General features: G+C 70.7%; 23 protein-coding genes, 1 pseudogene and 1 riboswitch. Of the genes and pseudogenes, 4 read left to right on the top strand and 20 right to left on the bottom strand.

The window, feature by feature from the left end; genetic code table 11:
* Positions 1-60: 60 nt before the first annotated feature.
* The 3 genes from pnp to AC6EUL_RS20150 all read right to left on the bottom strand — a co-directional run bounded on the left by pnp (position 61) and on the right by AC6EUL_RS20150 (position 3,982).
* Positions 61-2,232, bottom strand: a complete 2,172-nt coding sequence (pnp, locus tag AC6EUL_RS20160; RefSeq protein ID WP_056349910.1) for a polyribonucleotide nucleotidyltransferase — start codon at positions 2,230-2,232, stop codon at positions 61-63.
* A 206-nt stretch (positions 2,233-2,438) separates the two neighbouring features.
* Entirely contained in the window at positions 2,439-2,708 is a 270-nt protein-coding gene (rpsO, locus tag AC6EUL_RS20155) for a 30S ribosomal protein S15 (RefSeq protein WP_055950756.1), read from the bottom strand.
* A 218-nt stretch (positions 2,709-2,926) separates the two neighbouring features.
* Complete coding sequence (locus tag AC6EUL_RS20150; RefSeq protein ID WP_056216398.1) at positions 2,927-3,982, bottom strand: threonine aldolase family protein; 1,056 nt, start codon at positions 3,980-3,982, stop codon at positions 2,927-2,929.
* Positions 3,983-4,046: 64 nt separating this feature from the next.
* A riboswitch (SAM-I-IV-variant riboswitch) is annotated at positions 4,047-4,159 on the bottom strand.
* A 164-nt stretch (positions 4,160-4,323) separates the two neighbouring features.
* Here AC6EUL_RS20150 and AC6EUL_RS20145 point away from each other — a divergent pair.
* Positions 4,324-5,799: an amino acid permease gene (locus tag AC6EUL_RS20145; protein WP_499872270.1), complete on the top strand. Its 1,476-nt coding sequence runs from the start codon at positions 4,324-4,326 to the stop codon at positions 5,797-5,799.
* A gap of 235 nt (positions 5,800-6,034) precedes the next feature.
* Here AC6EUL_RS20145 and AC6EUL_RS20140 read toward each other — a convergent pair whose 3' ends face one another.
* From AC6EUL_RS20140 to AC6EUL_RS20130, 3 genes are all read right to left on the bottom strand, one after another.
* Positions 6,035-6,646 carry a class I SAM-dependent methyltransferase gene (locus AC6EUL_RS20140; protein ID WP_056216395.1) on the bottom strand — a complete coding sequence of 204 codons (612 nt, stop codon included), beginning with the start codon at positions 6,644-6,646 and terminating at the stop codon, positions 6,035-6,037.
* A gap of 26 nt (positions 6,647-6,672) precedes the next feature.
* Positions 6,673-7,920, bottom strand: a complete 1,248-nt coding sequence (locus AC6EUL_RS20135; RefSeq protein WP_499872269.1) for a BtaA family protein — start codon at positions 7,918-7,920, stop codon at positions 6,673-6,675.
* Positions 7,921-7,996: 76 nt separating this feature from the next.
* Entirely contained in the window at positions 7,997-8,806 is an 810-nt protein-coding gene (locus AC6EUL_RS20130) for an exodeoxyribonuclease III (protein ID WP_499872267.1), read from the bottom strand.
* A gap of 166 nt (positions 8,807-8,972) precedes the next feature.
* Between AC6EUL_RS20130 and AC6EUL_RS20125 the strand changes: the two genes are divergently transcribed.
* Positions 8,973-9,725 carry a lysophospholipid acyltransferase family protein gene (locus AC6EUL_RS20125; protein ID WP_056379644.1) on the top strand — a complete coding sequence of 251 codons (753 nt, stop codon included), beginning with the start codon at positions 8,973-8,975 and terminating at the stop codon, positions 9,723-9,725.
* 11 nt (positions 9,726-9,736) lie between these two features.
* Here AC6EUL_RS20125 and tatC read toward each other — a convergent pair whose 3' ends face one another.
* The 6 genes from tatC to argS form a co-directional block, all read right to left on the bottom strand.
* The gene (gene tatC, locus AC6EUL_RS20120) at positions 9,737-10,537 is read right to left on the bottom strand and encodes a twin-arginine translocase subunit TatC (RefSeq protein ID WP_056216387.1); all 801 of its coding nucleotides are present in this window, start codon (positions 10,535-10,537) and stop codon (positions 9,737-9,739) included.
* Positions 10,534-11,142, bottom strand: a complete 609-nt coding sequence (tatB, locus tag AC6EUL_RS20115; RefSeq protein ID WP_499872263.1) for a Sec-independent protein translocase protein TatB — start codon at positions 11,140-11,142, stop codon at positions 10,534-10,536. Before tatB ends, tatC begins: the two co-directional genes overlap by 4 nt.
* A gap of 117 nt (positions 11,143-11,259) precedes the next feature.
* Positions 11,260-11,517, bottom strand: a complete 258-nt coding sequence (locus AC6EUL_RS20110; protein ID WP_055950728.1) for a twin-arginine translocase TatA/TatE family subunit — start codon at positions 11,515-11,517, stop codon at positions 11,260-11,262.
* 251 nt (positions 11,518-11,768) lie between these two features.
* Complete coding sequence (nagZ, locus tag AC6EUL_RS20105) at positions 11,769-12,776, bottom strand: beta-N-acetylhexosaminidase (RefSeq protein WP_056277835.1); 1,008 nt, start codon at positions 12,774-12,776, stop codon at positions 11,769-11,771.
* 267 nt (positions 12,777-13,043) lie between these two features.
* The gene (locus AC6EUL_RS20100) at positions 13,044-14,519 is read right to left on the bottom strand and encodes an SPOR domain-containing protein (protein WP_499872261.1); all 1,476 of its coding nucleotides are present in this window, start codon (positions 14,517-14,519) and stop codon (positions 13,044-13,046) included.
* A 30-nt stretch (positions 14,520-14,549) separates the two neighbouring features.
* Positions 14,550-16,298, bottom strand: coding sequence for an arginine--tRNA ligase (gene argS / locus AC6EUL_RS20095; protein ID WP_499872259.1), 1,749 nt, complete (start codon positions 16,296-16,298; stop codon positions 14,550-14,552).
* A gap of 428 nt (positions 16,299-16,726) precedes the next feature.
* Here argS and AC6EUL_RS20090 point away from each other — a divergent pair.
* Positions 16,727-17,200, top strand: a pseudogene (locus AC6EUL_RS20090) (transglutaminase-like cysteine peptidase); the annotation flags it as partial.
* Positions 17,201-17,405: 205 nt separating this feature from the next.
* Positions 17,406-18,092: a transglutaminase-like cysteine peptidase gene (locus AC6EUL_RS20085; RefSeq protein WP_056379636.1), complete on the top strand. Its 687-nt coding sequence runs from the start codon at positions 17,406-17,408 to the stop codon at positions 18,090-18,092.
* Positions 18,093-18,207: 115 nt separating this feature from the next.
* Here AC6EUL_RS20085 and AC6EUL_RS20080 read toward each other — a convergent pair whose 3' ends face one another.
* From AC6EUL_RS20080 to AC6EUL_RS20045, 8 genes are all read right to left on the bottom strand, one after another.
* Entirely contained in the window at positions 18,208-18,537 is a 330-nt protein-coding gene (locus AC6EUL_RS20080; RefSeq protein WP_055950713.1) for a DUF6949 family protein, read from the bottom strand.
* 144 nt (positions 18,538-18,681) lie between these two features.
* Positions 18,682-18,894, bottom strand: coding sequence for a DUF3126 family protein (locus AC6EUL_RS20075; RefSeq protein WP_055950709.1), 213 nt, complete (start codon positions 18,892-18,894; stop codon positions 18,682-18,684).
* Positions 18,895-19,058: 164 nt separating this feature from the next.
* Positions 19,059-19,916 carry a serine O-acetyltransferase gene (cysE, locus tag AC6EUL_RS20070; RefSeq protein WP_055950704.1) on the bottom strand — a complete coding sequence of 286 codons (858 nt, stop codon included), beginning with the start codon at positions 19,914-19,916 and terminating at the stop codon, positions 19,059-19,061.
* A gap of 243 nt (positions 19,917-20,159) precedes the next feature.
* Positions 20,160-21,095, bottom strand: a complete 936-nt coding sequence (locus AC6EUL_RS20065) for a helix-turn-helix transcriptional regulator (protein WP_277996197.1) — start codon at positions 21,093-21,095, stop codon at positions 20,160-20,162.
* Positions 21,096-21,446: 351 nt separating this feature from the next.
* Positions 21,447-22,343, bottom strand: a complete 897-nt coding sequence (locus tag AC6EUL_RS20060; protein ID WP_499872256.1) for a transglycosylase SLT domain-containing protein — start codon at positions 22,341-22,343, stop codon at positions 21,447-21,449.
* A gap of 213 nt (positions 22,344-22,556) precedes the next feature.
* Complete coding sequence (locus tag AC6EUL_RS20055; protein ID WP_499872254.1) at positions 22,557-23,384, bottom strand: Cof-type HAD-IIB family hydrolase; 828 nt, start codon at positions 23,382-23,384, stop codon at positions 22,557-22,559.
* Positions 23,385-23,398: 14 nt separating this feature from the next.
* Complete coding sequence (locus AC6EUL_RS20050) at positions 23,399-23,953, bottom strand: gluconokinase (RefSeq protein WP_499872252.1); 555 nt, start codon at positions 23,951-23,953, stop codon at positions 23,399-23,401.
* A gap of 113 nt (positions 23,954-24,066) precedes the next feature.
* A complete protein-coding gene (locus AC6EUL_RS20045) occupies positions 24,067-25,395 on the bottom strand; it encodes an alpha/beta hydrolase (protein WP_499872250.1) in 1,329 nt (442 codons plus the stop codon).
* Positions 25,396-25,778: the final 383 nt, after the last annotated feature.

The following is a 25,778-nucleotide window of genomic DNA, read 5'->3' as shown; positions in this document are numbered from 1 at the left end:
GCGCTCTTCTCGTTCTGACCGTGCGGCCGGGCGCTCGCGCACCCGGCCGGATCGGATAGCCTACGCCTCCTGGCGAGGTCCGCGGGCGCGGTCCTGCTCGGCGTTGCGCTCGGCCTTGAGCTTCTCGGTGAGGTCCTCGCCGGTCTCCTGGTCGACGACCTTCATGGACAGGCGGATCTTGCCGCGGTCGTCCTGGCCGAGGAACTTCACCTTGACCTTCTGGCCCTCCTTGACGACGTCCGTCACCTTGGCGACCCGCTGGGCGGCGAGCTCCGAGATGTGGACGAGGCCGTCCTTGGCGCCGAAGAAGTTCACGAAAGCGCCGAACTCCATCGTCTTCACGACGGTGCCGTCATAGATCATGCCCGGCTCGGCCTCAGCCACGATGGACCGGATCCAGTTGTAGGCGGCCTTGATGGCCTTGCCGTCGCTGGAGGCGATCTTCACCGTGCCGGTGTCGTCGATGTTGATCTTGGCGCCGGTCTTCTCGACGATCTCGCGGATCACCTTGCCGCCGGTGCCGATCACTTCCCGGATCTTGTCGGTGGGGATCTGCATGGTCTCGATGCGCGGCGCGTACTCGCCGAGCTCGGGACGGGCATCGGTCAGGGCCTTCGCCATCTCGCCGAGGATGTGGACGCGGCCTTCCTGCGCCTGATGCAGGGCGACCTTCATGATCTCCTCGGTGATGCCCGCGATCTTGATGTCCATCTGCAGCGAGGTGATGCCGGCTTCCGTGCCCGCCACCTTGAAGTCCATGTCGCCGAGGTGATCCTCGTCGCCGAGGATGTCGGACAGCACGGCGTAGCGCTCACCCTCGAGGATGAGGCCCATGGCGATGCCCGCCACCGGACGGCGCAGGGGCACGCCCGCATCCATCAGCGACAGCGAGGCGCCGCAGACGGAGGCCATCGAGGAGGAGCCGTTGGACTCGGTGATCTCGGACACGACGCGGATCGTATACGGGAACTCGTGGGCCGGCGGCAGCACGGGGTGCACGGCGCGCCAGGCGAGCTTGCCGTGGCCGATCTCGCGACGGCCCGGGGAGCCCATGCGGCCGGTCTCGCCCACCGAGTAGGGGGGGAAGTTGTAGTGCAGCAGGAAGGTCTCCTTGTAGGTGCCTTCCAGCGCGTCGATGAACTGCTCGTCCTCGCCGGTGCCGAGGGTGGCGACCACGAGGGCCTGGGTCTCGCCGCGGGTGAACAGCGAGGAACCGTGGGCGCGGGGCAGCACGCCGACCTGGGACTCGATCGGGCGCACGGTGCGCACGTCGCGTCCGTCGATGCGGGACCCCGTGTCGAGGATGTTCCAGCGCACGACCTTCGACTGCGCTTCCTTGAACGCGGCCTTGACCTTCTCCGCCGGGAAACGGGCCTCGCCCTCGGCGGGGCAGAGCGCGGCCACCACCTTCGCCTTCACGGCGTCGACGGCGGCGTAGCGCTCCTGCTTGACGGTGTTCTTGTAGGCGGCGCGCAGGTCGGCCTCGCACACGTCGAGGACGGCCTGCTCCACGTCGCCGTTCTCCGGCGCCTGGAAGTTGCGGGGCTCCTTGGCGGCCTTCTCGGCGAGGCGGATGATTGCCTCGATGACCGGCTGGAAGTGCTTGTGGCCGAACATCACGGCGCCGAGCATGACCTCCTCGCCGAGTTCCTTGGCCTCGGACTCGACCATCAGGACGGCGTCCTGGGTGCCGGCGACGACGAGGTCGAGGGTCGAAGCCTCGAGGTCGGCCACGTGCGGGTTCAGGGTGTACTGGCCGTTGACGTAGCCGACGCGGGCGGCGCCGATCGGGCCCATGAAGGGCACGCCCGACAGGGTCAGGGCGGCGGAGGCCGCGACCATCGCGAGGATGTCGGGGTCGTTCTCGAGGTCGTGGGTCAGGACGGTGACGACCACCTGGGTGTCGTTGCGCCAGCCCTCGACGAAGAGGGGGCGGATCGGGCGGTCGATCAGGCGGGAGACTAGGGTCTCCTTCTCGGACGGACGGCCTTCGCGCTTGAAGTACCCGCCGGGGATTCGGCCGGCGGCGTAGGCGCGCTCCTGGTAGTTCACCGTGAGGGGCAGGAAATCGATGCCGGCCTTGGGCTCCTTACCGGACACGACGGTGGCGAGCACCGAGGTCTCGCCGTAGGTCGCCATGACGGAACCGTCGGCCTGGCGGGCGACCTTGCCCGTCTCGAGGACGAGCTTGCGGTCGCCCCACATCAGCTCTTCGCGTTGGATATCGAACATATGTCTAGCCTTCCTGCGGTCGGGCGAACCCGGCGCCGTCAGGGGCAAGATGGCGGGGGGCGCCGCGCGCCGCGCCCCCCGCGATCCTGTCCCCGACGCATCCGCCTTCAAGTCGCCCGGGTCTCCGGGTGGCCGGACCCATTCCGGCAGCCCGAACTGTCAAAACGCGGTCCCGGGCCGGGCCCGGAACCGCGTGAACGCCGTGTTTAGCGGCGGATGCCGAGACGCTCGATGAGGCTGCGGTAGCGGGCCTCGTCCTTGCGCTTGACGTAGTCGAGCAGCGAGCGGCGCTGCGAGACCATCTTCAGGAGGCCGCGGCGGGAATGGTTGTCCTTGCCATGGGTCTTGAAGTGGCCGGTGAGGTTGGTGATCCGCTCGGTGAGGATCGCCACCTGGACCTCCGGAGAACCGGTGTCCTTGCCGCCGGTCGCGTATTCCTTGATGAGCGCGGTCTTGCGCTCTGCCGTGATCGACATCGCAGTGCCTTTCGGTCCGGGTTTTCGGAAACGGGCGGCCTCGTCAGGAGGGCCGCGCCACGCTCGCGGAAGGCCGGTGCCGGGATGTCGTCCAGCACGGTCAGGCCCACAAGCAGCTTGTGCCCCGGCCCCGTTCATACGGGTCGGGGCGGCGCGGACCATACACGAAACCGGCCCTGACGCCAGCCCTCCGTCCGTCGCAGGGAGAAATCGACGTCTCAGGCCGCTACGGAGACCGAGGCGCCCACGGCGCGGATGTCCGCCGCCAGGGCCTCGATCCGGGCCGGGTCCGAATCCCAGGCGAACATGAAACGGGCGCCGCCGCCGATGAAGGTGTAGAAGCGCCAGCCCCGGGCGCGCAGGGCCTCGAGGTGCTCGGGCGCGGCGCGCAGGAACACGGCGTTGGCCTCCACCGGGAACATCAGGTCGAAGGCCGCCACATCGGCCACGGCGGCGGCGAGGCTCTGCGCGCAGGCATTGGCGTGGGTCGCGTGACGCAGCCAGGCCCCGTCCTCCAGCACCCCGACCCAGGGGGCGGAGAGGAAGCGCATCTTCGAGGCGAGCTGCCCCGCCTGCTTGCAGCGGTAGCCGAAATCCTCCGCCAGGGCGGCGTCGAAGAACAGGATCGCCTCGCCCGCCGCCATGCCGTTCTTGGTGCCGCCGAAGCAAAGGAGGTCGACGCCGGCCTTCCAGGTCATGTCGGCGGGGCTGCAGCCGAGGCTGGCACAGGCATTGGCGAAGCGCGCTCCGTCCATGTGGAGGCGCAGGCCGAGATCCCGGCAGGTGGCGGCGATCGCCCGGATCTCGGCGAGGCTGTAGAGCTGCCCCGTCTCGGTGGGCTGGGTGATCGTGACCACGCGGGGCTTGGGGAAATGGATGTCCGAGCGCCCCGTGGCGACGCCCCGGATCAGGGCCGGGTCGAGCTTGCCGTCGGGGCTCGCCACCACGAGCAGCTTCGAGCCGTTGGAGAAGAATTCGGGCGCGCCGCACTCGTCCGTTTCGACATGGGCCGAGGCCGAGCAGATGACGCTGTGGTAGGATTGGCAGAGAGAGGCCAGGGCCAGGGCGTTGGCGGCGGTGCCGTTGAAGGCGAAGAAGACGTCGGCGGCGTCCGTCTCGAACAGGGTCCTGAAGGTGTCGGCCGCCCGCTTCGTCCACGGGTCTTCGCCGTAGGCCGGTACCGAGCCGCGATTGGCCGCGTCCATGGCGGCCCAGGCCTCGGGGCAGATGCCGGCGTAGTTGTCGCTCGCGAATTGCTGGGGCTCGGGGGGCATGGGTCGCTCTCGTCTGGCCAAGGTCCGCATCGGGAGTGCAGCGGCCGGCCGAACAGAGATATGGCGAAGCCCGTTTGGTTGCCGGTCCGGCCACATCCCCGCCGATTGCCGGAGGGTGCCACCTTGCCCGGGGGAGCAGGTTGGCGTCAGGGATCGCCCCGACTCTTGATGCGGCCCATGATTTACCAGAGGGGTCCGGCTCTGACAACACGGGCAGGTTGCCGCCTGGTGCGGGAACTAGATCGTGGCGTGAAATCCGGGGCGAGTGCTCGGCACCCCCTGCCTGGCCCGCGACTTGCCCCGACTGGCCCGCGATCCACCGTCATGCGAAGGTCCTGCCGATGACGGGCAACAGCCTCACCGCGCGCAAATCCGTCGCCGACATCCTGGCGGCCGACGCCGAGGGCAAGGAATCCTCGCGCCTGCCGCGCTCGCTCTCGGCGTTCGACCTCGTCGCCCTCGGCGTGGGTGCTACCATCGGGGCGGGCATCTTCGTCCTCACCGGCACGGCGGCGGCGAACTATGCCGGCCCCGGCCTGACCCTGTCCTTCGTGCTCGGCGGCATCGCCTGCGGATTCGTCGCGCTCTGCTATGCCGAGCTCGCCGCGATGGTGCCGGCCCCGGGCAGCACCTACACCTATGCCTACGCAACCCTCGGCGAGGCCTGCGCCTGGATCATCGGTTGGGATCTCGTTCTCGAATACGCGATGAGCGCTGCGACCGTGGCGGTGGGCTGGTCGGGCTACGCTCGCTCCCTCCTCGCCGATGCCGGCCTGCACCTGCCTGCGTTTCTGTCGGCGGCTCCCTTCACCCCCCTGCCCGGCGGGGGCGCCGCATGGTTCGACCTGCCGGCGGCGGCCGTGATCGGCCTGCTGACCCTGCTCCTCGTGCGTGGCAACCGTGAATCGACCCGGGTGAACGCCGTGATGGTGGCGATCAAGGTCGCGATCATCCTGTCCTTCGTCGGCGTCGGTGCCGCCCATGTGGATGTGGGCCTGTGGTCTCCCCTGGTGCCGGAGAACACCGGCCCCTTCGGCACGTTCGGCTGGAGCGGCGTGCTGCGCGGGGCCGGCGTGGTGTTCTTCGCCTTCATCGGCTTCGAGACGATCTCGACGGCGGCGGGCGAGACGCGCCGCCCCCAGCGCGACGCGCCGATCGGGCTCCTGGGGTCGCTGGCGATCAGCACGGTGCTCTACGTGGCGGTGGCGGCGGTGCTCACCGGCCTCGTCCCCTACCGGGCCCTCGACGTGCCCGACCCCATCGCCAAGGCGGTGGAGGCGATCGGCTTCGGGGCCTTCGCGGTGGCGATCAAGATCGGGGCGATCCTCGGCCTGACCACGGCGGCGCTCGCCGCCCTCTACGGGCAGGCCCGGATCTTCTACGCCATGGCGCGCGATGGTCTGTTGCCGCCGGCCTTCGCACGGGTGCATCCGCGCTTTCGCACGCCGGCCGCCAGCCAAGTCACCATCGGCGCGGTGACGGCCCTGGTGGCGGGGCTGGTTCCGATGGATCTCCTGGGCGAACTGGTGAGCATCGGCACCCTTTTCGCCTTTCTGGTGATCTGCACCGCCGTCCTGGTGCTGCGCCGGACGGATCCGGGGCGCCCCCGCCCCTTCCGGGTGCCGGGCATGCCGGTGGTGCCGATCCTCGGCATCCTGTCTTGCCTCGCACTGATGCTCGGCCTACCCGGAGACACCTGGTTGCGGCTCGCCCTGTGGCTCGTCGTGGGGCTGGCGATCTACCTCGGCTACGGTCGACGGGCGGCGCGGCTGCGCCGGCTGCGCGCGCCGGGCCTCGGGGCGGGCGCGGCGCGCTGAACCTCAGGAGTAGTGGCGCGGGCTCGGACGGCCGGAATAGCGCCGGCGCAGATAGGAGACGAGCTTCGGGAGCAGGAAGGCGACGAGGAGCTTGCGCATGGGAAAACCTCCGGTTGGGGTGGGCGGCCTGGAAGCCGCCGCGTCGGAAACCCAATGCGGGGTCGGGCCCGGGCGTTCCGGATACGGCTGAATCAATCTCTGCGATCGGCGGTCGCTGGGAGGGGCCTGCACCGCCTCAGCGCGTGATCACCGCGTGCACGCAGTAGCCGCGGAAGCGCTGCTGCACCCGCGCCTCGGCGTCCAGGGCGGAGGCCACGGCCGCGACCGCCCGCGGCAGGTCTGCGCGCGGCGTCACCGCGAAAGCCGCGAGCCATCGGTTGAGGAGGCTGCGGGCGGGCCGCGGCAGGCCCGCCTGATCGCCGAAATCCACCACGTGGAGCTGGCCGCCCGGCGCGAGGTGTCCGGCGGCCTGGGCCAGCACCCGCTCCCACGGCGGGATCATCGACAGGGCGTAGGAGATCACGATCCGGTCGAAGCGGGCCCGCCCGAAGAGGGCCTCCGGGTCGAAGGCCGTGGCGTCCCCGCGCGCGAGGCGAATGCGGGGCTGGAGCCCGGCACGTGCGATGCTGCGGGCGGCCGTGGCGAGCATTGCCGCCGAGACGTCGAGGCCGTGGCAGGCGGCCTCCGGGTAGCTTCGGGCGATGCGCACGAGGTTGCGTCCGGTGCCGCAGCCGATCTCCAGCACCGAACCGCCCGCCGGCACGGCGAGGTCCGCGATCGCCCGGTCACGCCCGAGGAGATAGAACTTGCGGCTGGCGTCGTACAAATGGCGCTGGCGCCGGTACATCCGGTCCATCGCCCGCGCGGCGTCGCTCACGCCGCCCGCCGACGGTAGAGATGGAAGCCGCCGTAGATGGCCGAGCGGTCGCGGGCCTGTCCCGCGCGGCTCTCGGCCTCGGCATAGTCCCAGGCGTCCAGGATCCCGCCCGGCACCCGGCCCGGCAGGCAGCGCTCGTCGGCGGCCGTGCGGAAGATGACCCGTGCGCCCGGCCGGGCGGTGCGGGTGATCTCGGTCCACAGGGCGGTCAGGTCGGCGTCGCTCATCCAGTCCTGCGCATCGAGGAGCACGTAGGCATCCGCACTCCGGTCGGGGCTGGCGGCCAGGAACGCCGTCATCGACTGCTGGCGGTAGCTCACGCGTCCGGCCCGGGCCCGCAGGGTCTCGAAATGGCGCGGCTGCAGGTAGGGCGGCAGGGCGGCGTCGGGACCCGGAGCGTAGCCCCGGCCGAAGGCCTGCCAGGCGAAGTAGTTGTCGGCGAGGTCGAAGTCGCAGGCGAGGCGCTCCAGGCGGTGGCGCAGGACGTCGACCATGCCGCCCGGGTGGTCCTGGGCGAGGGCGCGATACTGGGCCGGGGGAATCCCGAGGCCGTAGAGGGAGGCCGGGCGCCGGATCAGCCAGCGCACGAGGCGCTTCTCGAACAGGGGGGCCACGTGCGCCGCGAACAGGCTGCGCTGTTCGGCGCGGTCGCGGGCCTTGAGGACGGCGGAGAGGTCGCAGCCGTAGAGCCGGGCCAGCCGATGCCCGGTCCCGATGAAGCGCCCGAGCAGGCCGTGGCCGAAGACGTTCTCCGAGAAGGCGGCGATGCGCCGACGCCCGTCGAGGCGATGGGCCTCCCAGTAGGCGCGCGCGGTGGCGTCGAGGTGGGGCGCGATCCATGCATCGTAGGCGGCGATGTTGTCGGCCCTGTCGGCCCGCCCGAAGAAGCGCAGGTAGGCTGCCGAATCCGGCAGCCGCGTCAGGGCCGCGAGCTTGAGGCGCCCCAGGGCGATGTGCGCGCCGTTGAGATCGACCGCGCTGATCCGCGCCGGATCGGCGGTGAGGTAGGACAGGACGTTGCAGCTGCCCGACGCGATGGCGACGACGTGGTCCTCCGGCCCCAGCGCCAGGGCCTCCAGATCGACCGCCGGATCCTCCCAGATCTGGGGATAGACCAGCCCGCTGAAGGCCAGGGTGAACAGCCGTTCGGACATGCCGGCGCGGGACAGGGCGCGGCTGCGATGCACGGCCTGGGTCAGGCCGAGGCTGGTTTCGCGGCGGACCGCCCGTGCTGCGGGATTCATGCGGGCTCTCGGGCTGTCCATCGGGGATGATGGACGCCGCCCCTACGCCTCGCGCATGACCGGCCGGTGACAGCCCTCAGAGTTCCAGGGTCAGCGTCACCGGCGCATGGTCGGAGGGGCGGTCCCAGCCCCGGACATGGCGGGCAACCGTCATGTCGCGCACCGTGCCGGCGAGGTCGGGAGAGACCCAGGCATGGTCGAGGCGCCGGCCCTTGTCGGCCGCCGACCAGTCGGGGGAGCGGTAGCTCCACCACGTGTAGATCTTCGTCGGCTCCGGCACGAGCAGGCGGGCAGCATCGACCCAACCGGCCTCGCCCCGCAGGGTCTCGAGCCGCTCGGTCTCGATGGGGGTGTGGCTCACCACGTCGAGGAGCTGCTTGTGCGACCAGACGTCGTGCTCCAGGGGCGCCACGTTGAGGTCGCCGACCAGGATCGCGGGGCCCGTGACCCGACGGCCGCCCCAGGCGCGCAGTTCGTCGAGGAAGTCGAGCTTGTGCGCGAATTTCGGGTTGAGGCCGCGGTCGGGCACGTCGCCGCCGGCCGGCACGTAGAAATCATGCAGGACGATCCCGGCCGCCGTCCCGGCTTCGGGGCCGAGGACCGCCGAGATGTGACGCGCGTCCTGGCGCTCGCAGAACGCCATCACGTCGCGCGTGAGGAGGGGAAAGCGCGACAGGATCGCGACGCCGTTGTAGCCCTTCTGGCCGGCGAACTCGACGTGCTCGTAGCCGGAGCCCCGCAGGGCCTTCAGCGGAAACGCGTCGTCCGGGCACTTCGTCTCCTGCAGGCAGAGCACGTCCGGCTGGGCCTCGGCGAGGAAGCGCAGGACCGAATCGATGCGCAAGCGCACCGAGTTGATGTTCCAGGTGGTGACGGTGAGGCGCACGGCGTTCGGCTCGCGTGAGACTGGAAAATGTTTAAAGGATCGTGCGCGCGTCGGCGCGGCGGGCCGGCATAGACCGGATCGCCGCCGCCGTCGCCGGGGAAATGCCGCGCCTGGGGCTCCTGATCCGCGAGGGATCGCGCCCGGGGCGAGATCGAGGGATCGTCACGTGTCGCGCATCCGTTCCGCGCTCTTCAACGCCTACTGGGCCGGCTGGACCGCCCTGTTCATCGTGCCGCTGGCGGTGCTCGCCCTGCTGGGCGCGCCGGCGCGGCCCATCCGCGCCTTCACCCGCCTGTGGTCGCGGGGCATCCTGTTCGGCCTCGCCCGCATCGTCGGGCTCACCTATGTCGAGGAGGGCCGCGACCGCATCCCGGCCGAGCCCTGTCTCATCGTGGCCAATCACCAGTCGGCCTGGGAGACCCTGGCCTTCCTCGTGCTGGTGCCCAACGTCGCCATCGTGGCCAAGCGCGAGCTGGTGGCGATCCCCATCGTCGGCTGGTTCCTGCGCCGCTCGCCGATGATCATCATCGACCGGGCCAACGGCACCCAGGCCCTGCGGGTGATGATCGACGAGAGCCGCGCGGCGATCGCGCAGGGACGCTCGGTGCTGATGTTTCCGGAAGGCACCCGCGGCGGCATCGCCGAGCCGGTCCAGTTCAAGCGCGGGGTTGAGCTGCTCTATGCCAAGCTCGGCCTGCCGGTGCTGCCGGTGGCGGTGAATTCCGGCCTGTACTGGCCCCACGGGGGCGCCCGCCACAGCCCCGGCGCCGTGACGGTGAGCTACCTTCCGCCCCTGCCCCCGGGCCTGAGCGGCGCCGAGTTCATGCGCGGGACGCAAGGGGCGATCGATGCCGAGCTGAACCGCTGGCGTGATCCTGCCGCCCCCGTCGCCTCGCCCCTGCCGGCCGAGGCCCCGTAGGACCGAGAGCCTTACGGGTCGAGCCCCTCGGCCTTGCGCTTGGCGGCCCGGCGGCGCTCGACGCGGGCCACCGAGAAGATCGAGGCCTCGTAGAGCAGCAGCATCGGAATGGCGAGGGAGAGCTGCGAGATCACGTCCGGCGGCGTCAGCACGGCGGCGGCCACGAAGACCAGGACGATGGCATATCGGCGCTTCTCGCGCAGGAACGCCGTGTCGATCACGCCGATCTGACCGAGCAGGGTCAGGATCACCGGCAGCTGGAAGGCGATGCCGAAGGCGAAGATCAGCGTCATGATGAGTGAGAGGTACTCGTCCACCTTCGGCAGGAGCGCGATCGTCGCCTCGCCGGGCTGCCCGATCTGCTGCAGCGAGACCGAGAACTGGATCAGCAGCGGCATCGCCAGGAAGAACACCACCAGGGCGCCGAGGATGAAGAAGATCGGCGTGGCGACGAGGTACGGCAGGAAGGCTTGACGCTCGTTGCGATAGAGGCCCGGGGCCACGAAGGCGTAAATCTGTGTGGCGATGACCGGGAAGGCCAGGAAGCCGGCCCCGAACACGCTGAGCTTGATGTTGGTGAACACCTGCTCAAGGAAGTGCGTCGCGATCAGCTTCGCGTTCTCGACACCCACCACGGAGACGTAGGGGTAGACAAGGATGTTGTAGATGTGCCGCGAGAAGAAGAAGCACCCGAAGAACATCACCACGAAGGCGGCCAGCGACTTAATCAGCCGCGACCGCAATTCGATGAGATGGTCGAGGAGCGGGGCCCGCGAGGCTTCGATCTCGGCTTCGTCGGTCTCGTTGATCATCGGCCGGAATCAAGCTGGGGTTTGGCCGGCGTCTCGAAGCGAGGCGACGCGCTGGGAGTCGGGTCGGGGAAGGCGGCCGGGGGTTCGGCGGTCCAGGCGTGGGACGTGGCCGGAGCGGGCGTTTCCGAGGCGGAGCTCGGCGGCAGGTCGGGCAGCGCTTCTACGGGGCCGGGCACGTGTCGGACGGGCTCGGACGGCAAGGTCTCGGGTGGCATCGGCGCAGGCGGCGCCGGCATCGTCGCCTCGCGCTCGGCCAGCTGGTCGGCGACGTTGGCAAGGCCCTGGGTCGGCGAAGGGGTCGTCTTGGTCTCGGTTCGGCCGTCAACAGCGCCCTTCAGCTCGTCGCGGATGGTCTGCACCGGGTTGAAGGTCGGCCCCATCGTGCTCGCCGAGCGCTTGACCCCATCCACCTCGCGGCGGATCTCGTCGAACTCCGCCTCGCGGATCGCCTCGTTGAACTGCGACTGGAACTCGCCGGCCATGCGGCGCATCTTGCCGGTGATCTGGCCGACCGTGCGCAGGGCCTTCGGCAGATCCTTCGGGCCGATGACGATGAGGGCGACGCCGCCGATCAGCATCACCTCGCCCCAACTCATGTCAAACATGGTGTCGACTGTCCCGCGACCCTGCGCCGCCCATCCACGGCGTGCTGCCCATGGCAGGTCGCGGCGCCGTGCGCCAGACCCGCGATCGGCCGCAGCGCCCCATTCTCGCGTGGCGGATCAGACGACCTTGCGGTCGGCCGACACCGTGTTGGCGGTGGCGGGCTCCCCCTGGTGGGGCAGCGTCCGCACCGGCTCTCCCGCGCTCGGCGGCGGCACGGCCGTGGTGGTCGGCGTCTCGTCCTCGGCCATGCCCTTCTTGAAGGCCTTGATGCCCTTGGCAACGTCGCCCATCAGGTCCGAGATCTTCCCGCGGCCGAACAGCAGCATCACGATGCCGGCGACGATGATCCAGTGCCAGATACTCATGCTGCCCATGGCAACCTCCCGCGCCACAGCCCGAACACTGCGCGGCGCCGTCTCGTGTGTCGATTGATGGCGAACCTAAGGATCGGGCACCCCGAGCACAAGAAGTGCGGGTGACGCGCGCTCCGTTCCGATCGCCGCATCGCGGGCATGCAAGTTTCCGGCCCACCGCCGGGTCATAGACCAGCCGCGCGCCGTTGTCGCCTCGTCCGGCCACCGGCGCGCGGGACGTCAGGTGGCCGGGCGTCCAGGCGACCCGGACCTCAGGCGGCCATCGACAGGGCTGCCGCGAAGCGAGCCCGGGCCTCGTGCACGTCGAAGGCGTCGGGGCCGGCGGGCAGGCGGGCCAGGGCGGCCTCGGCCCGGCGCAGGGCCGCGCCGGCCAGGGCGGGGGCACCCTCGGCGACGCCCTGCATCTCGTCCGGATCGCCGTTGCAGTGCAGGCCGACATCGATTCCGGCGGCGAAGCAGGCCTCGGTCCGGGTCCGGAACGTGCCCTGGAGGGCGTGCATCGAGAGGTCGTCGGTCATCAGCAGGCCGTCGAAGCCGATGGCGCCGCGGATGATGTCGCGAATCACGATGGCCGATTGCGTCGCCGGATGGGCGGGATCGAGGGCCGTGAGCACCACATGGGCGCTCATGGCCATCGGCAGGTCGGCGAGGGCTCGGAAGGGCACGAAATCCTGGGCGCTGAGGCTGGCGAGGTCCGCCTCCACCACCGGCAGGCCCTTGTGGCTGTCGCAGCCGGCGCGGCCGTGGCCGGGGATGTGCTTCATCACCGGCAGCACGCCGCCCTGCATCAGGCCCTCGGCCACGGCCCGGCCGATCTCGGCCACGCGGTCGGGGGTGGTGTCGTAGGCGCGGTCGCCGATCACGTCGTGGGCGCCGGCCACCGGCACATCGAGGACCGGGGCGCAGTCGACGTTGATGCCGACGCTGGCGAGGTCATGGGCCATCAGCCGGGCGCCCAGATGCGCGATCGTCGCGGCCGATCCGTTGAGCCCGGCGAAGCGACGCCCCGCCGGATAGGCCGGCCAGTGCGGCGGTCCCATGCGCTGCACCCGGCCGCCTTCCTGGTCGATGAGGATCGGGGCGTCGGCGCGGCCGACCGTGTCCCGCAGGGCGTCGGTCAGCGCCCGGACCTCGTCAGGCGTGCCGATGTTGCGCTTGAACAGGATGAAACCCCAGGGCGCCACGTCCCGGAAGAAGGCGGCCTCCTCCGCCGAGAGGGTCTTGCCGGCGCAACCAAGGATCAGGGCACGGGAGGTCATGATCGGGGACGCATCCTCGGTGGATCGGCGCGGTGGATTGGGCCGGCGGGGGGGGGGCGACGCTCGGAGGGGTTCGGCGACGAATCGACACCACGCCAATCGGGGCAGGATGCGGCCGGACAACGTCGAACGGAATGGGGGGGCTCACGGGAGGGGGCGAGCGTGGTACGGTGGCCACAGGACGAGCGGCGCCTTGAAGGCGCCGCGCCCGGTCGACCGACTGGGCGCGCGCCGGCGCCCGGTTCGTCCAGCGTCCGGGAGCGGACCTCAGTTCTTGGCCACGAAGCACTGGCCGCCGGCACCCTGGAGCTGGGTGCACAGGCTGGTCGCCTCGGTCTTGCCGAGGGGCCCGACCCGGACGCGGTAGATCGTCTTGCCGTTCACCTCGGCCTGACGGATCAGGGCCGGCTGGCCGGAGAGCTGGCTGTATTTGCCCTGCATCTGGCGGAAGGCGGCCTGGGCCTCGCTCTCGCTGGTGCGGACGCCGAGCTGGACGGCGTAGCCGCCCCCGCCCGCGGAGGCTGCGGCGGATGCCGCCGCGACGGGCGGCGGGGCGGAGATGGCGGAGGTCGCCTCCGGGGCCACGGCGGCCACGCGCTGGGGCGCTTTGACGCGCGGGGCCGGGGCCGGCTCCGGCGGAGTCGCGGCGGGCGCTTCGGCCACCGGGGTCGTCGCCACCGGCGGCGGCAGCCGGGTCGCGCGCTGGCGCAGGGACGGGCTGGCGGCGCCGTCGCCGGTGGCGCCTGGCAGAGTCATGGTCGGGATCACCGACGGTGTCGTCGCTTCGGCGGAGGCCTCGCGCTGCGGCGGCGGCGGAGGCGTATCGGGCTTCACCGAGACCGTGCGGACCCGACGGGGTTCGCCGAGGGACTCGCCGAGGCCGCCCTGCTGGGCCGGCTGGGGCGCCGCTGCCGGAGCGGCGCTGCCGGGGGTCGCTCCCCCTTCGCCGGTTCCGAGGGCCGCCCGGGCGGCCTGGGCCACGTCGAGGGGCTGCTCCTCGCGGTTGACGATTCGGATCTGGCCGTCCTTGGCGGTGCGCTCGTAGATCTGCTTGTTCTGGTCCGGAATCTCGACCCCATCGGACTTCTGCGGCGCGATCTTCAGGGGCGCGGTGTCGGCCAGGATGGTGGGGACGCCGCCGCTGCCGCCGGACTGGCCGTGCAGGCCGCGCCAGGCCAGGGCGCCGGTGACGCAGAGGGCGAGAACGCTGAGGCCGGCACCTACCGACACGAGGCGGCTGCGCTTGCGCGGACGCTCCAGGGAGCGGACCCGGTCGTCTGCGTCGTTGGGGGCGAATTCGGCCGCGTTGGGATCCGGATAGGCACCCTGCAAATCGGCATAGGCGCCGTGATCGACGGAGGCGAGATACTGGTCGAAGGCGTCGGTCGGCGAGACCGGCTGCTGAGCGGCCTGGTGCACGGGGGCCGGGGCGTGAACGGGCGTGTGAGCCTCGACCTGGGCGGGGCGGCCCTGGACCGGGCCGTCGCCGAAGCTCGGCTCGATGCGGCCGCGCGCGGCGGCATCGGCGCGGGAATCGCGGGCCTGGAGCAGGGCGCGGAAGGGATCGTCCTGCCCGACGATGCGGGCGAGTTCGGCCAGGGGGTCGGCCTTGGCCGCAGCCGGGGCCTGAGCCTGGACGGGCGCGACACCCTGGACGGGCGCCTGGGCCGGCGCCGGAGGCTGCTGCAGATCTCGCGCAAAGGCGTCGAAATCGACCGTCGCCCGCGAAGCGTTCGTCGTCATGGCAGCATCCCTCTTCACGCCGAGATCACCTCACCGCATTTCGTCCGGCGCGGTGACGCCCAACACCGCGAGGCCGGAGGCGACAACGCCCCGCAACGCCTCAACGAGGGCCAATCGAGCCCGAGTGGAGTTTCGGTCGTCAGGATTAATAAACCGTAATTGCGGCAAGTCTTTGCCTTTGTTCCATAAACCGTGCAGCGACGAGGCCAGTTCGTAGAGGTAGAAGGCCACGCGATGCGGTTCATGGGCGCCGGCCGCCGCCTCGAGGACGCGCGGGTACTGCGCGATCAACCGCATGATCTCCCCTTCGCCCGGATCGGTGAGACAGGCGAGGTCGGCCTCGCCCAGCAGCCCGGCCCGCGAAAAATCCTCACCCGGCATCGCCTGCGCGGCCTGGCGGAACACCGAGACGCAGCGCGCATGGGCGTACTGCACGTAGAAGACCGGGTTCTCCTTCGACTGCTCCACCACCTTGGCGAGGTCGAAGTCGAGGGTGGCGTCGTTCTTCCGGTAGAGCATCATGAAGCGCACCGGATCGCGCCCGACCTCGTCGACGACCTCGCGCAGGGTGACGAACTCGCCGGCGCGCTTCGACATCTTCACGGGCTCGCCCGCGCGCAGCAGCCGCACGAGCTGGCACAGCTTCACGTCGAGGGTGGCGCGGCCGTCGCTGACCGCCTTCACGGCGGCCTGCATGCGCTTGACGTAGCCGCCATGGTCGGCACCGAGCACGTCGATGAGATCGGTGGCGCCCCGGGCGATCTTGGTCCGGTGATAGGCGATGTCGGAGGCGAAGTAGGTGAAAGAGCCGTCCGACTTCAGCAGCGGCCGGTCGACGTCGTCACCGAACTCCACGGTGCGGAACAGGGTCTGCTCGCGATCCTCCCAGTCCTCGGGCAGCTGCCCCTTGGGCGGCGGCAGGCGACCCTCGTAGACGAGGCCCTTCTGGCGAAGCTCCGCCAGCAGGACGGGCACCTCCTCCTTGAGGGTGGCTTCGGAGAAGAACACGTCGTGATGGATGCCGAGGCGGGCGAGGTCCTCCCGGATCAGGTCCATCATCGCCGCGATGGCGAAGGCCCGCACCGTCGGCAGCCAGTCCGCCTCCGGCTGGTCGAGGAGGGCACGGCCATGGATCTCGGCCAGCCGGGCGCCCACCGGTACGAGGTAGTCCCCCGGATAGAGCCCCTCCGGCACCGGGCCGACGGCCTCGCCCAGGGCCTCGCGGTAGCGCAGGAAGGCCGAGCGGGCGAGCACGTCGACCTGCGCGCCGGCATCGTTGATGTAGTATTCGCGCGTCACGTCACGCCCGGCCGCCACCAGGAGGTTGGCCAGGGCATCGCCGAACACCGCCCCGCGCCCGTGGCCCACATGCATCGGGCCGGTGGGATTGGCCGAGACGTACTCGATGTTGACCGGCCCCCCCGGCATGGTGCCGCGCCCGTAGGCCTCGGCCTCCGTGAGGGCGGCCCGGACGACGGCGTGGAAGGTGCCCGGGGCCAGCCGGAGGTTGATGAAGCCGGGGCCGGCGACACTGGCCTCCGTCAAGTCCGGGTCGGCGCGCAGGGCCGCGGCCAGGGTCTCGCCCAGGGCCTTGGGGTTGGTCTTCGCCTCCTTGGCCAGCACCAGCGCGGCGTTGGTGGCCAGGTCGCCGTGGCTCGCATCGCGCGGCGGCTCCACCACCACGCGGGCGAGGTCGAGCCCCTCGGGCAGCTGCCCGGATTGGATGAGGGCCTGCACGGCGCCGCGCACGCGGGCCTCGAAGGTGGCGAAGATGTTCATGGTGCCGTAAAATTCCGTGTCCGGGGCTCGGCGGGGACGTCCGTCCCGCGGGGAACGCTCCGCCCCCTCGCCCAGGCCGCGGCATAGCAAGGGCGCTCCCGGGTGTCACGGCGGGGCCGCCCGCTCCGCTTCCGGTAAGCCCCCTCTCCGAGCACGGTTACCGACCCGTTGGTGGAATCGCGCCGTTTCGCGCCATCGCCGAGACGGCGCATTCGGTCTGTCGCACGAGAGCCGCAATCGCGCCCGCGAATCGATAAAATTGCGCGGATCGGCTTCAGCGCGGAACAGGCGCCGCGGCGGCACCCTGGCGGCATAGGACGTGAGGACGCCGCCATGGACCGGACGAAGACGATTGCGCTGATCCTGCTCGCGGTGCTGGCCGCGACGACCGGTGCGTCGACGGCCCAGACCCTGGCAGCGGACGGGCCGCCTTCTGCCAGCGCTATGCCGCCGAATGCGCGATCGACGCGAACGAGCCCAACCGCATCACGCTCACCCCGGCCATCTGGAACACCGTGGTCTCGGTCAACCGTCGCGTGAACAAGTCCCTGCACGCCGTGACGGACCAGGAGCACTGGGGCGTGCCGGATCGCTGGGACCTCGCCGAGGACGGTTCGGGCGATTGCGAGGATTACCAGCTGCTCAAGCGCAAGCTCCTGGCCGAGGGCGGCCTGCCGCGCCGGGCGATGCGGATGACGGTCGTCATCGACGAGAAGGGCGAGGGGCACGCCGTGTTGACCCTGGTCACCGACCGCGGCGACTTCATCCTCGACAACAAGACCAGCGAGGTCCTGACCTGGTACCGGACGGGCTACGTCTTCATCAAACGCGAGTCGGCGGATACGGTGGCATGGGTCTCGCTAGGCGGGGTGACCTCGCCCGTCACCACCGCCAACCGCTGAGCATCGCGGCGGAGGCCGAACGGGCTCGCGGGCACCCTCCGTCCCAACGGCGTGGCGCGATCCGGAAGCATCCTCTCGTCGCACGAACCTGTAGGGAACCAACGCGCCCCGGTGCGCGTTAATGCGGGTTTAACTTTCCGATTGAGCCTGGATCGTTCCCGTGTAAACCTTGTCGCTCCACCAGCGGGATGGCAGGGCGACCGGCATGCGGCACGCGATACTGCGAAGCGTCGAGGGACTGCCGCACGGGCCGCGCGGGAGACTTCGGCGACGCCTCGCCCGCACGGTGCAGTTCGGCCTCGTCGGGACCATCCTGCTCATCGGCGGTGCCAGCACCGAGGCCCAGACCGTCGCGGCCCTGCCCGATGCCTCGGCCCTGGAGGAAGGCGCCCCCGCTCGCCCCGTCGCCGCCTGGACCGCCTTCTGCGCCCGGATGCCCGCCGAATGCACCGTCGACACGACGCAGCCGGCCGTCATCGCCCTCACGCCGCGCATCCGCGACCTGCTGAACCGCGTCAACCGGCGGGTGAACGCCCGGATCAAGCCGATCACCGACCTCGCCCATTGGGGGGTCGTCGACCGCTGGGATTATCCCGACGACGGCTTCGGCGACTGCGAGGACTACCAGCTCCTCAAGCGCCGGATGCTGGTGGAGCGCGGCCTGCCGCGCCGGGCCCTGCGCATGACCGTGGTCATCGACGAGATCGGCGAGGGCCACGCGGTCCTGATGGTCCGCACCGATCGCGGCGACCTGATCCTCGACAACAAGACCAATGCGGTCCTGTCCGGCCCGCGCACCGGCTACACCTTCATCAAACGCGAGGGGCAGGATGGTCTGGCCTGGGTCACCCTGAACGGCGGGGCGTCCCCGGTAGCCACCGCCAACCGCTGAGGGCGGCTCCCGTCGGCACGCGAAAGGCCGCCTCCGGAGGAGCGCCCTTTCTGCGTCGGTGGTTCCAGATGTTGGCCGGGACCCGTCCGGAAACCGCGGGGCCGGCGGCGGGCGCTCAGACTCCCGCAATCAGGTGCGCGAGGTCGAGGGCGACGCGGCCCGACATCAGGCTCCAGCCGCAGGCGATCATCGTGGCGATCATCACGAAGGGAATCGGGCGGCGCTCCAGCCGGCGGCCACGCACGGTGTTGCGCAGGATGATGAAGGGTGCGCCGAAGGCCAGCATCGGCAGGGCCGCCACGGCCGTGACGCCGCCGCGCTCCAGCAGGCTGAAGCTTGCGCGACGCTCCGTGAACAGCTCGAAGGCGCTGGCGAGGAGGCCCGAGAGGGCGAGACCGACGCAGAGGGTCTGCAGGGAATCGAGGGCCGAGGGGCTGAGGGTCATGACGCGAACGCTCCACCATCGAGAGGCGATGTGGCGCGCACTGTGCCGCGTCGTTTACGAAACGTTAAGGGTTTCCTGCCGTCAGGGTTAAATCCACGCACAGGCCGGTGCGGCCTGTCGGGGCCCCGCGGCAGGCAGGGGACCTCAATCCTCGAGATCGATGTCCAGGATCGCCATGGCGAAGTTGAACGAGCGGTCGCCGTCCTCGTCGTCCACCGAGACCACGCCGAGGAATTCCTCGCCGATATAGACCTCGGCCGAATCGTCCTTCTTGGGACGAGGAACGAGGCGGATGTTGGTGTTGGCGAAGGTCCGGCGGAGGTAGTCCTGCACCTTCACAATGTCGGTCTTGTTCACGCTGATCGCCTCTCGCGTTCGGGTCGTCTCCGGCTCATGGCCGGTCGCGCGCGGCGGCCCCGAGGGCCTGCCGGCGGCCGGGGCCGGGCTGGCCTCCGCTTGCCACGCCATCGGAGGATGGGCAAGCCGGGCTTCGGATCGATCCCGGCGTGCCGGGCGCGCCGTCAGATGCCCTCGGCCATGTGGATGAACTGGTCCATGGCGACGAGCTGGTCCATGGCCCGCGACGGCTCGGCGCAACCGGCGGTGCCGACCACGCGGGCGGGCACGCCGACCACGGTGGTGTTGGCCGGTACCGGGCGCAGCACCACCGAGCCTGCGGCGATGCGGGCGCAGGCCCCGACCTCGATGTTGCCCAGGATCTTGGCACCCGCGCCGATCATCACGCCGTGGCGGATCTTGGGGTGACGGTCGCTGCCCTGCTTGCCGGTGCCCCCCAGGGTGACGGCGTGGAGGATCGAGACATCGTCCTCGATCACCGCCGTGGAGCCGACCACGAGGCCGGTGGCATGGTCGAGGAAGATGCCGCGCCCGATCCGGGCCTGCGGATGGATGTCCGTCTGGAACACTTCGGAGGACCGGCTCTGGAGGTAGAGGGCAAGGTCGCGCCGCCCGGCCGTCCAGTACCAGTGGGCGAGGCGATGGGCCTGGATGGCGTGGAAGCCCTTGAAGTACAGCACCGGCTCGATGGCCCGGCTGGTGGCCGGGTCACGATCGAGCACGGCGGCGATGTCGGCGCGAAAATCCTGGCCGAGGCTCGGCTCGGCGGTGATCGCCTCGAAGAAGCCGTGGGCGATGAGCTCGGCCGGCAGCGAGGCATGTCCGAGCCGGGCCGCCACGCGGTGCGCCACGGCGCCCTCCAGCGAGGTATGGTTGAGGACGGTCGCCACGATGAACGAGGCGAGCTGCGGCTCCTCGCGCACGATCGCCTCGGCCTCGGCCCGCAGGCGCGCCCAGATCGGATCGCAGACCGCCAGCGGCTCGGCGCCTTTCGCGGCGATAGGGAAGGGGCTGGCGGACATCGGGGCCTCCTCTGGGCCGGGCGCGTCGCGTCGGGCCGAAGCGCGCCGCCACCCGACGCGCGGGTCATGCCGCGTCAGTGGGTTTCTGCTCCCGCCGCGCGGCGTTCCGGAATGGTCGTGTCTGTCGTCACGGGGTCCGGCAGAGGAAACCGGTGCCGGACCGCGCATCCCATAGCTTGGTGTGCATCGCACGCCCGATCAAGAGCGCACGCTGTCCCGGTCCGATCGGTCGGGCCCGAGCCGTCAGGCGCTGCGGCGGTGGTCGAGGGTGCCGAAGCGCGCCTCGATGGCCTCGGCCAGGCGGTCGACCATCACGTCGACCGGCACGTCGGAGGTGTCGACGACCGACGAGGCGCGGGCATAGAGCGGCTCGCGGCTGGCCAGGACGGCGCGCAGTTCCTGCATGGCCGAGGGGTGGTCGCCGGTGGTGGTGAGTTCGCCCTGGTCGCGCACGCGCTGCATGTGCTCCTCGGGCCGGGCCCGCAGCCAGATCGTGAAGAAGGCCTGGAGGAGCAGGTCGTAGGTCAGAGGCTCCGCGACGATGCCGCCGCTGGTGGCGAGCACGAGGGGACCGGGATGCTCGGTGAGGCGGCGCAGGGCCGCCTGCTCCAGGCGGCGGTAGCCCTCCTGTCCGTAGATCGCGAAGATCTCCTTCACCGAGAGCGCGTTCTCGCGCTCGATCTCGGCGTTGAGTTCGACGAAGGTCCAGCCCAGGCGATCGGCGACCCGGCGGCCGAGGGTCGACTTGCCGGCGCCCCGCAGGCCGATCACCGCGACGCGCGGCTGCGGAGCCTCGCCGCTGGCCGAGGACTGGCCCGACAGGATGCCCTTGGCCAGGGCGATCTGCTCCGGCGACGCGTTGCCGAGGAGATCGCGGATCACGTGCCAGTCCGGCAGGGTCTCCTGCCCGGCGATCAGGTCGTCCAGGCGCACGCCCATCGCGTTGGCGACCCGGCGCAGCAGGATGATCGAGACGTTGCCCTGCCCGCTCTCGAGCTGCGCGATGTAGCGCTCCGACAGACCGGAGGTCTGCGAGAGGAGCTTGCGCGACAGGCCCCGCACGGTCCGGGCATGACGAACCCGCCGGCCGAGATCAGCCAGGAAGGTCGATTCTTGTTCTACCGCGCCGGCCATGCCGTCGTCCGTTTCCTCGGTTCGCGGTCGGGCCGAAGCCCGCACGCAGGGTGCCACAACAGGAGGTCGATACCGGGACTATGCTCCCGGATATGGAAATATTATGCCCAGCTTCGGCGTTTCGAATCTGTCAAAATGCAACAACGCGGAACTTCGATGGCGGAACAGTGCCCTTGGATCGTTGCCGCGAGGGGGCCGAACCGAGCCCAAGCACGCTGCTTCGCATTGCACCATGTGAGGCGAGGCGCGGTCCGACGCAAGCGGTCAGGGGCACCAGAACGGGGGAAACCCGGAGAATCGGTTCGGTGCCGTCTCCGTCGGAGCCGTGACGGTCAGGCCGGTCTGGGACTGCCCTTGCGCGCAAACGCCGCGCGGGAGGAGCGAGGGCGGGACGGCCTACTGCGCTGCGGCCGGCAGGGCCGAAGCCTCGAGCACGGTGCCGGCCACCGGGGCCTTCTTCGCCACCCCCGGCCGGCCGACCGCGGCCAGGGCCGGCGCCGACGGACGGCGGGGCGGCAGCGGAACTTCGATCGACTCCGTGAAGACGGCCTCGACCTGGGCGCCGGCCTGGGTCATGCCCGGGACGACGCCGGGATGGGGGCTGATGGCCGCCGCGGATGCCGGGGGGGCGGCGTCGGCCGGCGCCAGGGCCGCGACCGCGACCGTGCCGAGACCGGCGAGGGATGCGGGCCTGCGGGGCGGCAGCGGCACCGCGACCGTCTCGGTGGGAACGCCATTGGCGGCGGGGCTCGGGGCGTAGGCGAGAGCGGTGTTGGCGGCGATGACGGCGGGGCTGTCGGCGCGGGCGAAGGCGTTGGAGAAGGCCTCGCCGGATTTCGGCGTCTCGAGATCTTCGGGGACGCTGGTCTCGATGCCGAGGCGCTTGGCGGCGTAGTAGTAGCCCCGATTGTAGAAGTTGTAGGCCTGGGCGATGTCGCCCTTGGCGGCCCGGTAGGCGCCGGCGAGGTAGGCGATGCCGTAGCGGAGGTTCACCCGCGGGTCGAACAGGCCCGCCGCATCCCCCTGGTAGCCGAGGCCCCGGGCGGTCGCATGCTTGATCTGCATGAGCCCGAGGGCGCTGCCGCCCTTCGCGTTCGGGTTGTAGTTGCTCTCGCGCTTGACGACCTGGTGGACGAAGCTCGACGGCACCCCGTTGGCCTTGGCCTGCTGCTCGATCAGGGCATCGATGTTGTCCCGCGCCGCCGCACCCTGGGCCAGGGCCGCGCCGGGCGGGAGCATCCCGCACGGGAGGGCGACCGCGGCGATGGCGAGGAGCAGGAAGCGCTGGTTCATCGGAGACCCGGATCGTCCTTGTTCTTGGACGGTCAAGGTCCGGGCGAATTGAGGCCGGAAAGCGGCTCCGGCGGGCCGAGCGTGACCGTTTCCCCATGTGCTGTGTCGCACATGGCACAGTCGCCGCCGCCGTGTCCGGATTGTATCCAAAGCGATTCGCCAATGTTGCCAAGGGCCTCGCAGCATCGGAAGGGCGACGGCGCGCGGACCGCCTCAGCGCCGCAAAATGAATTTGTCGATGGCTTTCGCGAACCCGTCCGCATCGTTCGTGGCCGTGACGGCCCGCGCCGCAGCCTGGACGGCTGGCGCGGCGTTGCCCATCGCAACGGAAAATCCGCTCCGGGCGAACATCGGTACGTCGTTGGCCGCGTCGCCCAGGGTCGCGATCCGGGCGTGGTCGAGGCCGAGATGCCGGCTCATGGCATCCACGAAGGTGGCCTTGCCGGAGCCGGGCGGCGTCACGTCGAGATAGTAGGCCTGCGAGCGATGGACGTCGGCTCGCCCCGTCAGCGCCGCGGCGGTCTCCGTCTCGCAGGCCTCCAGGTGCGCCGCATCGGCGCTGACGCCGACGATCTTGGCGGCTTGGTCCAGGAGCGGTTCGAGGTCCGCGACCACGTTCGGCTCGGCCTGCAGGGTCCGGCGCTCGAGGTCGGTGTAGGGCCCCTGCGGATCGGTGAGGTTCCACTGCCCGCGGGCGAACACCCAGGTGGCGAGACCGGCCTCGGCGAAGAGCCGCACGGCCTCGCGGGCGGTCTCGGCCGGGATCAGCGTCTCCGACAGGAGGGTGAGATCGGGGGCGACCAGGGTGCTGCCGTTATAGGCCCCCATCGGCAGGGTGAGGCCGAGCTCGGCCACCAGCGACCTCAGACCCACGGGCGGCCGGCTCGACGCGATGGTGAAGGCGATGCCCGCCGCCTCCAGCCGCCGCACGGCCGCGCGGGTCGCGGGCGTCAGCCGCTTGTCGGTGGTCACGAGGGTGCCGTCCACGTCCGAGATCACCAGGGCGATCGCGGCGGGCAGCGGTTCGGAGGACGGGGGCATGGAACTCGGGGGGCTCACGGTTGCGGGGCGCCCTTCCCCAATCCCAACCGGGCCACGATCGTTGCGACGATGGTCTCGGGGGCTGCATCGATGCCCACCGCCACGGCGTTCTCCTCGGGGGCCGGCGGCTCCAGGATCGCGAACTGGGTGTCGAGGAGGCCTGCCGGCATGAAGTGCCCCTGCCGGCGCGCGAGGCGCCCCTCGATCAGGGGGCGGTCGCCCGCCAGATAGACGATCCGCACCTCCTCCCGGCCGCGCACCAGCACGTCGCGATAGGCCCGGCGCAGGGCCGAGCAGACCACCACGCCGGGAGTCCGCTGCTGCAGCTGCGTGTCGATCCAGGCGCCGATCGCCGCGAGCCAGGGCGCGCGGTCGTCGTCGTCGAGGGGGTGCCCGGCCCGCATCTTGGCCACGTGCCCGGGGCTATGGAAGCTGTCGCCGTCGACGAAGGTCCAGCCGAGGCGCTCGGCGAGCCGGGACGCCACCGTGCTCTTGCCCGAGCCCGAGACGCCCATCACCACGAGGACCCTGGGCCTGCCGCCCGACGCCGGAATCTGATCTGATGACATCGTGCGCCCCGTCCTGGCAGCCGCCCCGGACGGGCCGGCCCCGGCCTCTTAGCAGGCCGCGGCGCCCGGAGGCTGTGCGGAAACATGCCGGACGAAGGCGGGTTTCCCCGGCCTCAGGAGGCCAGCGGCGTCCCCGGACAGGCGCCGGGCGACGCGGACCGCGCCGAGGCGGGATCGGGCGATACGGGGTCGGGCAGGATGGGCGCGAGCGCCCGCTCGCGCAGTCGCTGCGGGCCCAGGGTCATCGCGAAGAAGTCGTAGTACCCGCGCCGGTCGTTGGCCAGGAGGAACTGGAAGTGCATCCGGAACGGACGCCAGCGCACCTTCCGGTAGGTCTCCGTGCTGATGATCTCGCGGAACCGGGCCGAGCGCACCAGGGGGTTGGCGACCGCCCGGCCCTGAAGGTCGAGCTTCAGATGCACCACCGGGTTGAAGCCGGGGAAGTTCATCCAGTCCTGGGGCGCCTGGAAGTCGGCCCAGACGAGGCGCTGCGAGGTCACGAGACTCGCGATCTCGCCGCGCAGCCCCTTGGCCCCGCCCTGCATCGCCACCAGGGGCAGGCCGGACCCCAGGGTGACGAGGGCGAGCGTGGTCGTTCCGGTGCCGAGATGCGGATCGTGGGCGAGCACCCGGGCGGTCACCTCCACGGCGCTCAGGGCTCCCGAGGAATGACCGAGGATCAGGATCTCGTCGGGCGGGTCGCCGACCGCCAGGGCGGTGCAGCGGGCGAGGACATGCGCGGTGAAGGCCTCGAGCCGGCGCTCGTAATCCGGCCGCCGGCCCTGGCCGTGCTGCCAGTTGAAGACCCAGTCGTTCAGGAGCTGCCAGAAGAAGATCCGGTTGAGGACGGCTTCCATCGCCTTGATCCAGGCGAGGCCGATGAGGAGGCCTGCCGGCAGCGTCACCCAGAGCGGCCACCCGAGGCTGTGCCCGAAGGCCGTTCCCAGATGGGCATGCACGAAGGCGGCGATGGCCAGGGTGCACAGGGCGAGGAGCAGGACCATCACCAGCGGGTAGAGGATGACGTTGCCGTACTTCCAGTTCAGCCGGTAGAATCGCAGCATCAGGCCGGAGACGATGGTCTGGAGCGTGCCGAGGACCAGGAGGGCGACGCTGACCGGACGCCGGCGCCGGAAGTCCGCGCGGACGATGTCGTCCCAGAGGAGCACGTCGTAGGTGGTCTCGGCCCCCTGCGTGGCAGGCTGGCCGGCCACGCGCCAGCTCTGAACCAGCCCGTCGGCGCTGAGATGCGCAGCGGTTACCGTGCGTTTCGGCTCTCCGAACCGCTTGGCGTAGCGGGCCAGCTCTCGGACGAACAGCATACGGTAGCGGCTGCTGCCCTCAGGATCGTAACCCGGAATGTAAAAGACGTGCCGTCGTCGGACCGATCCCGGAACACCCTGGGCTAGCCCAGGAGGTGTGTAGTCAAACGACGCTGTCATCGAATCCGGTTCTGCCGAAACCCAGGTCAGGCAAATTCACTGCTGCCTCCCCGACGAGAACGCACATCGCGTTGCTTCTTTCAAGTATCGTCTCGGACACGATTTTTTGGGAAAGACGTGGGTAGTGGGGACGGCTGGCGGCCGACGGGTGCTCACCGCGAGACTGTGTCCCGGCCGCCACGGACAGGGACCCGGCGATGGTCTAGGCAGCCCATGAGAGAAACCGACAGGCGATCCCGCATGCGCGCACTGCCTTTGGCCCTCTGCACCGTTCTGGGCACTGCCCTGACGGTGTCGGGCTGCTCGTCGCTTCTGCCTGCGGCCGGCCCGACGACGGGGGCGGTTGTGGAGGGGGCGGACGTGTCCACGAGCGAGGGGACGTT

The sequence above is a fragment of the Methylobacterium sp. 001424705 genome (genome assembly GCF_059816145.1).
The sequence above is the reverse complement of the archived record's forward strand: the minus strand, read 5'-3'. Positions and strand labels throughout refer to the sequence as shown.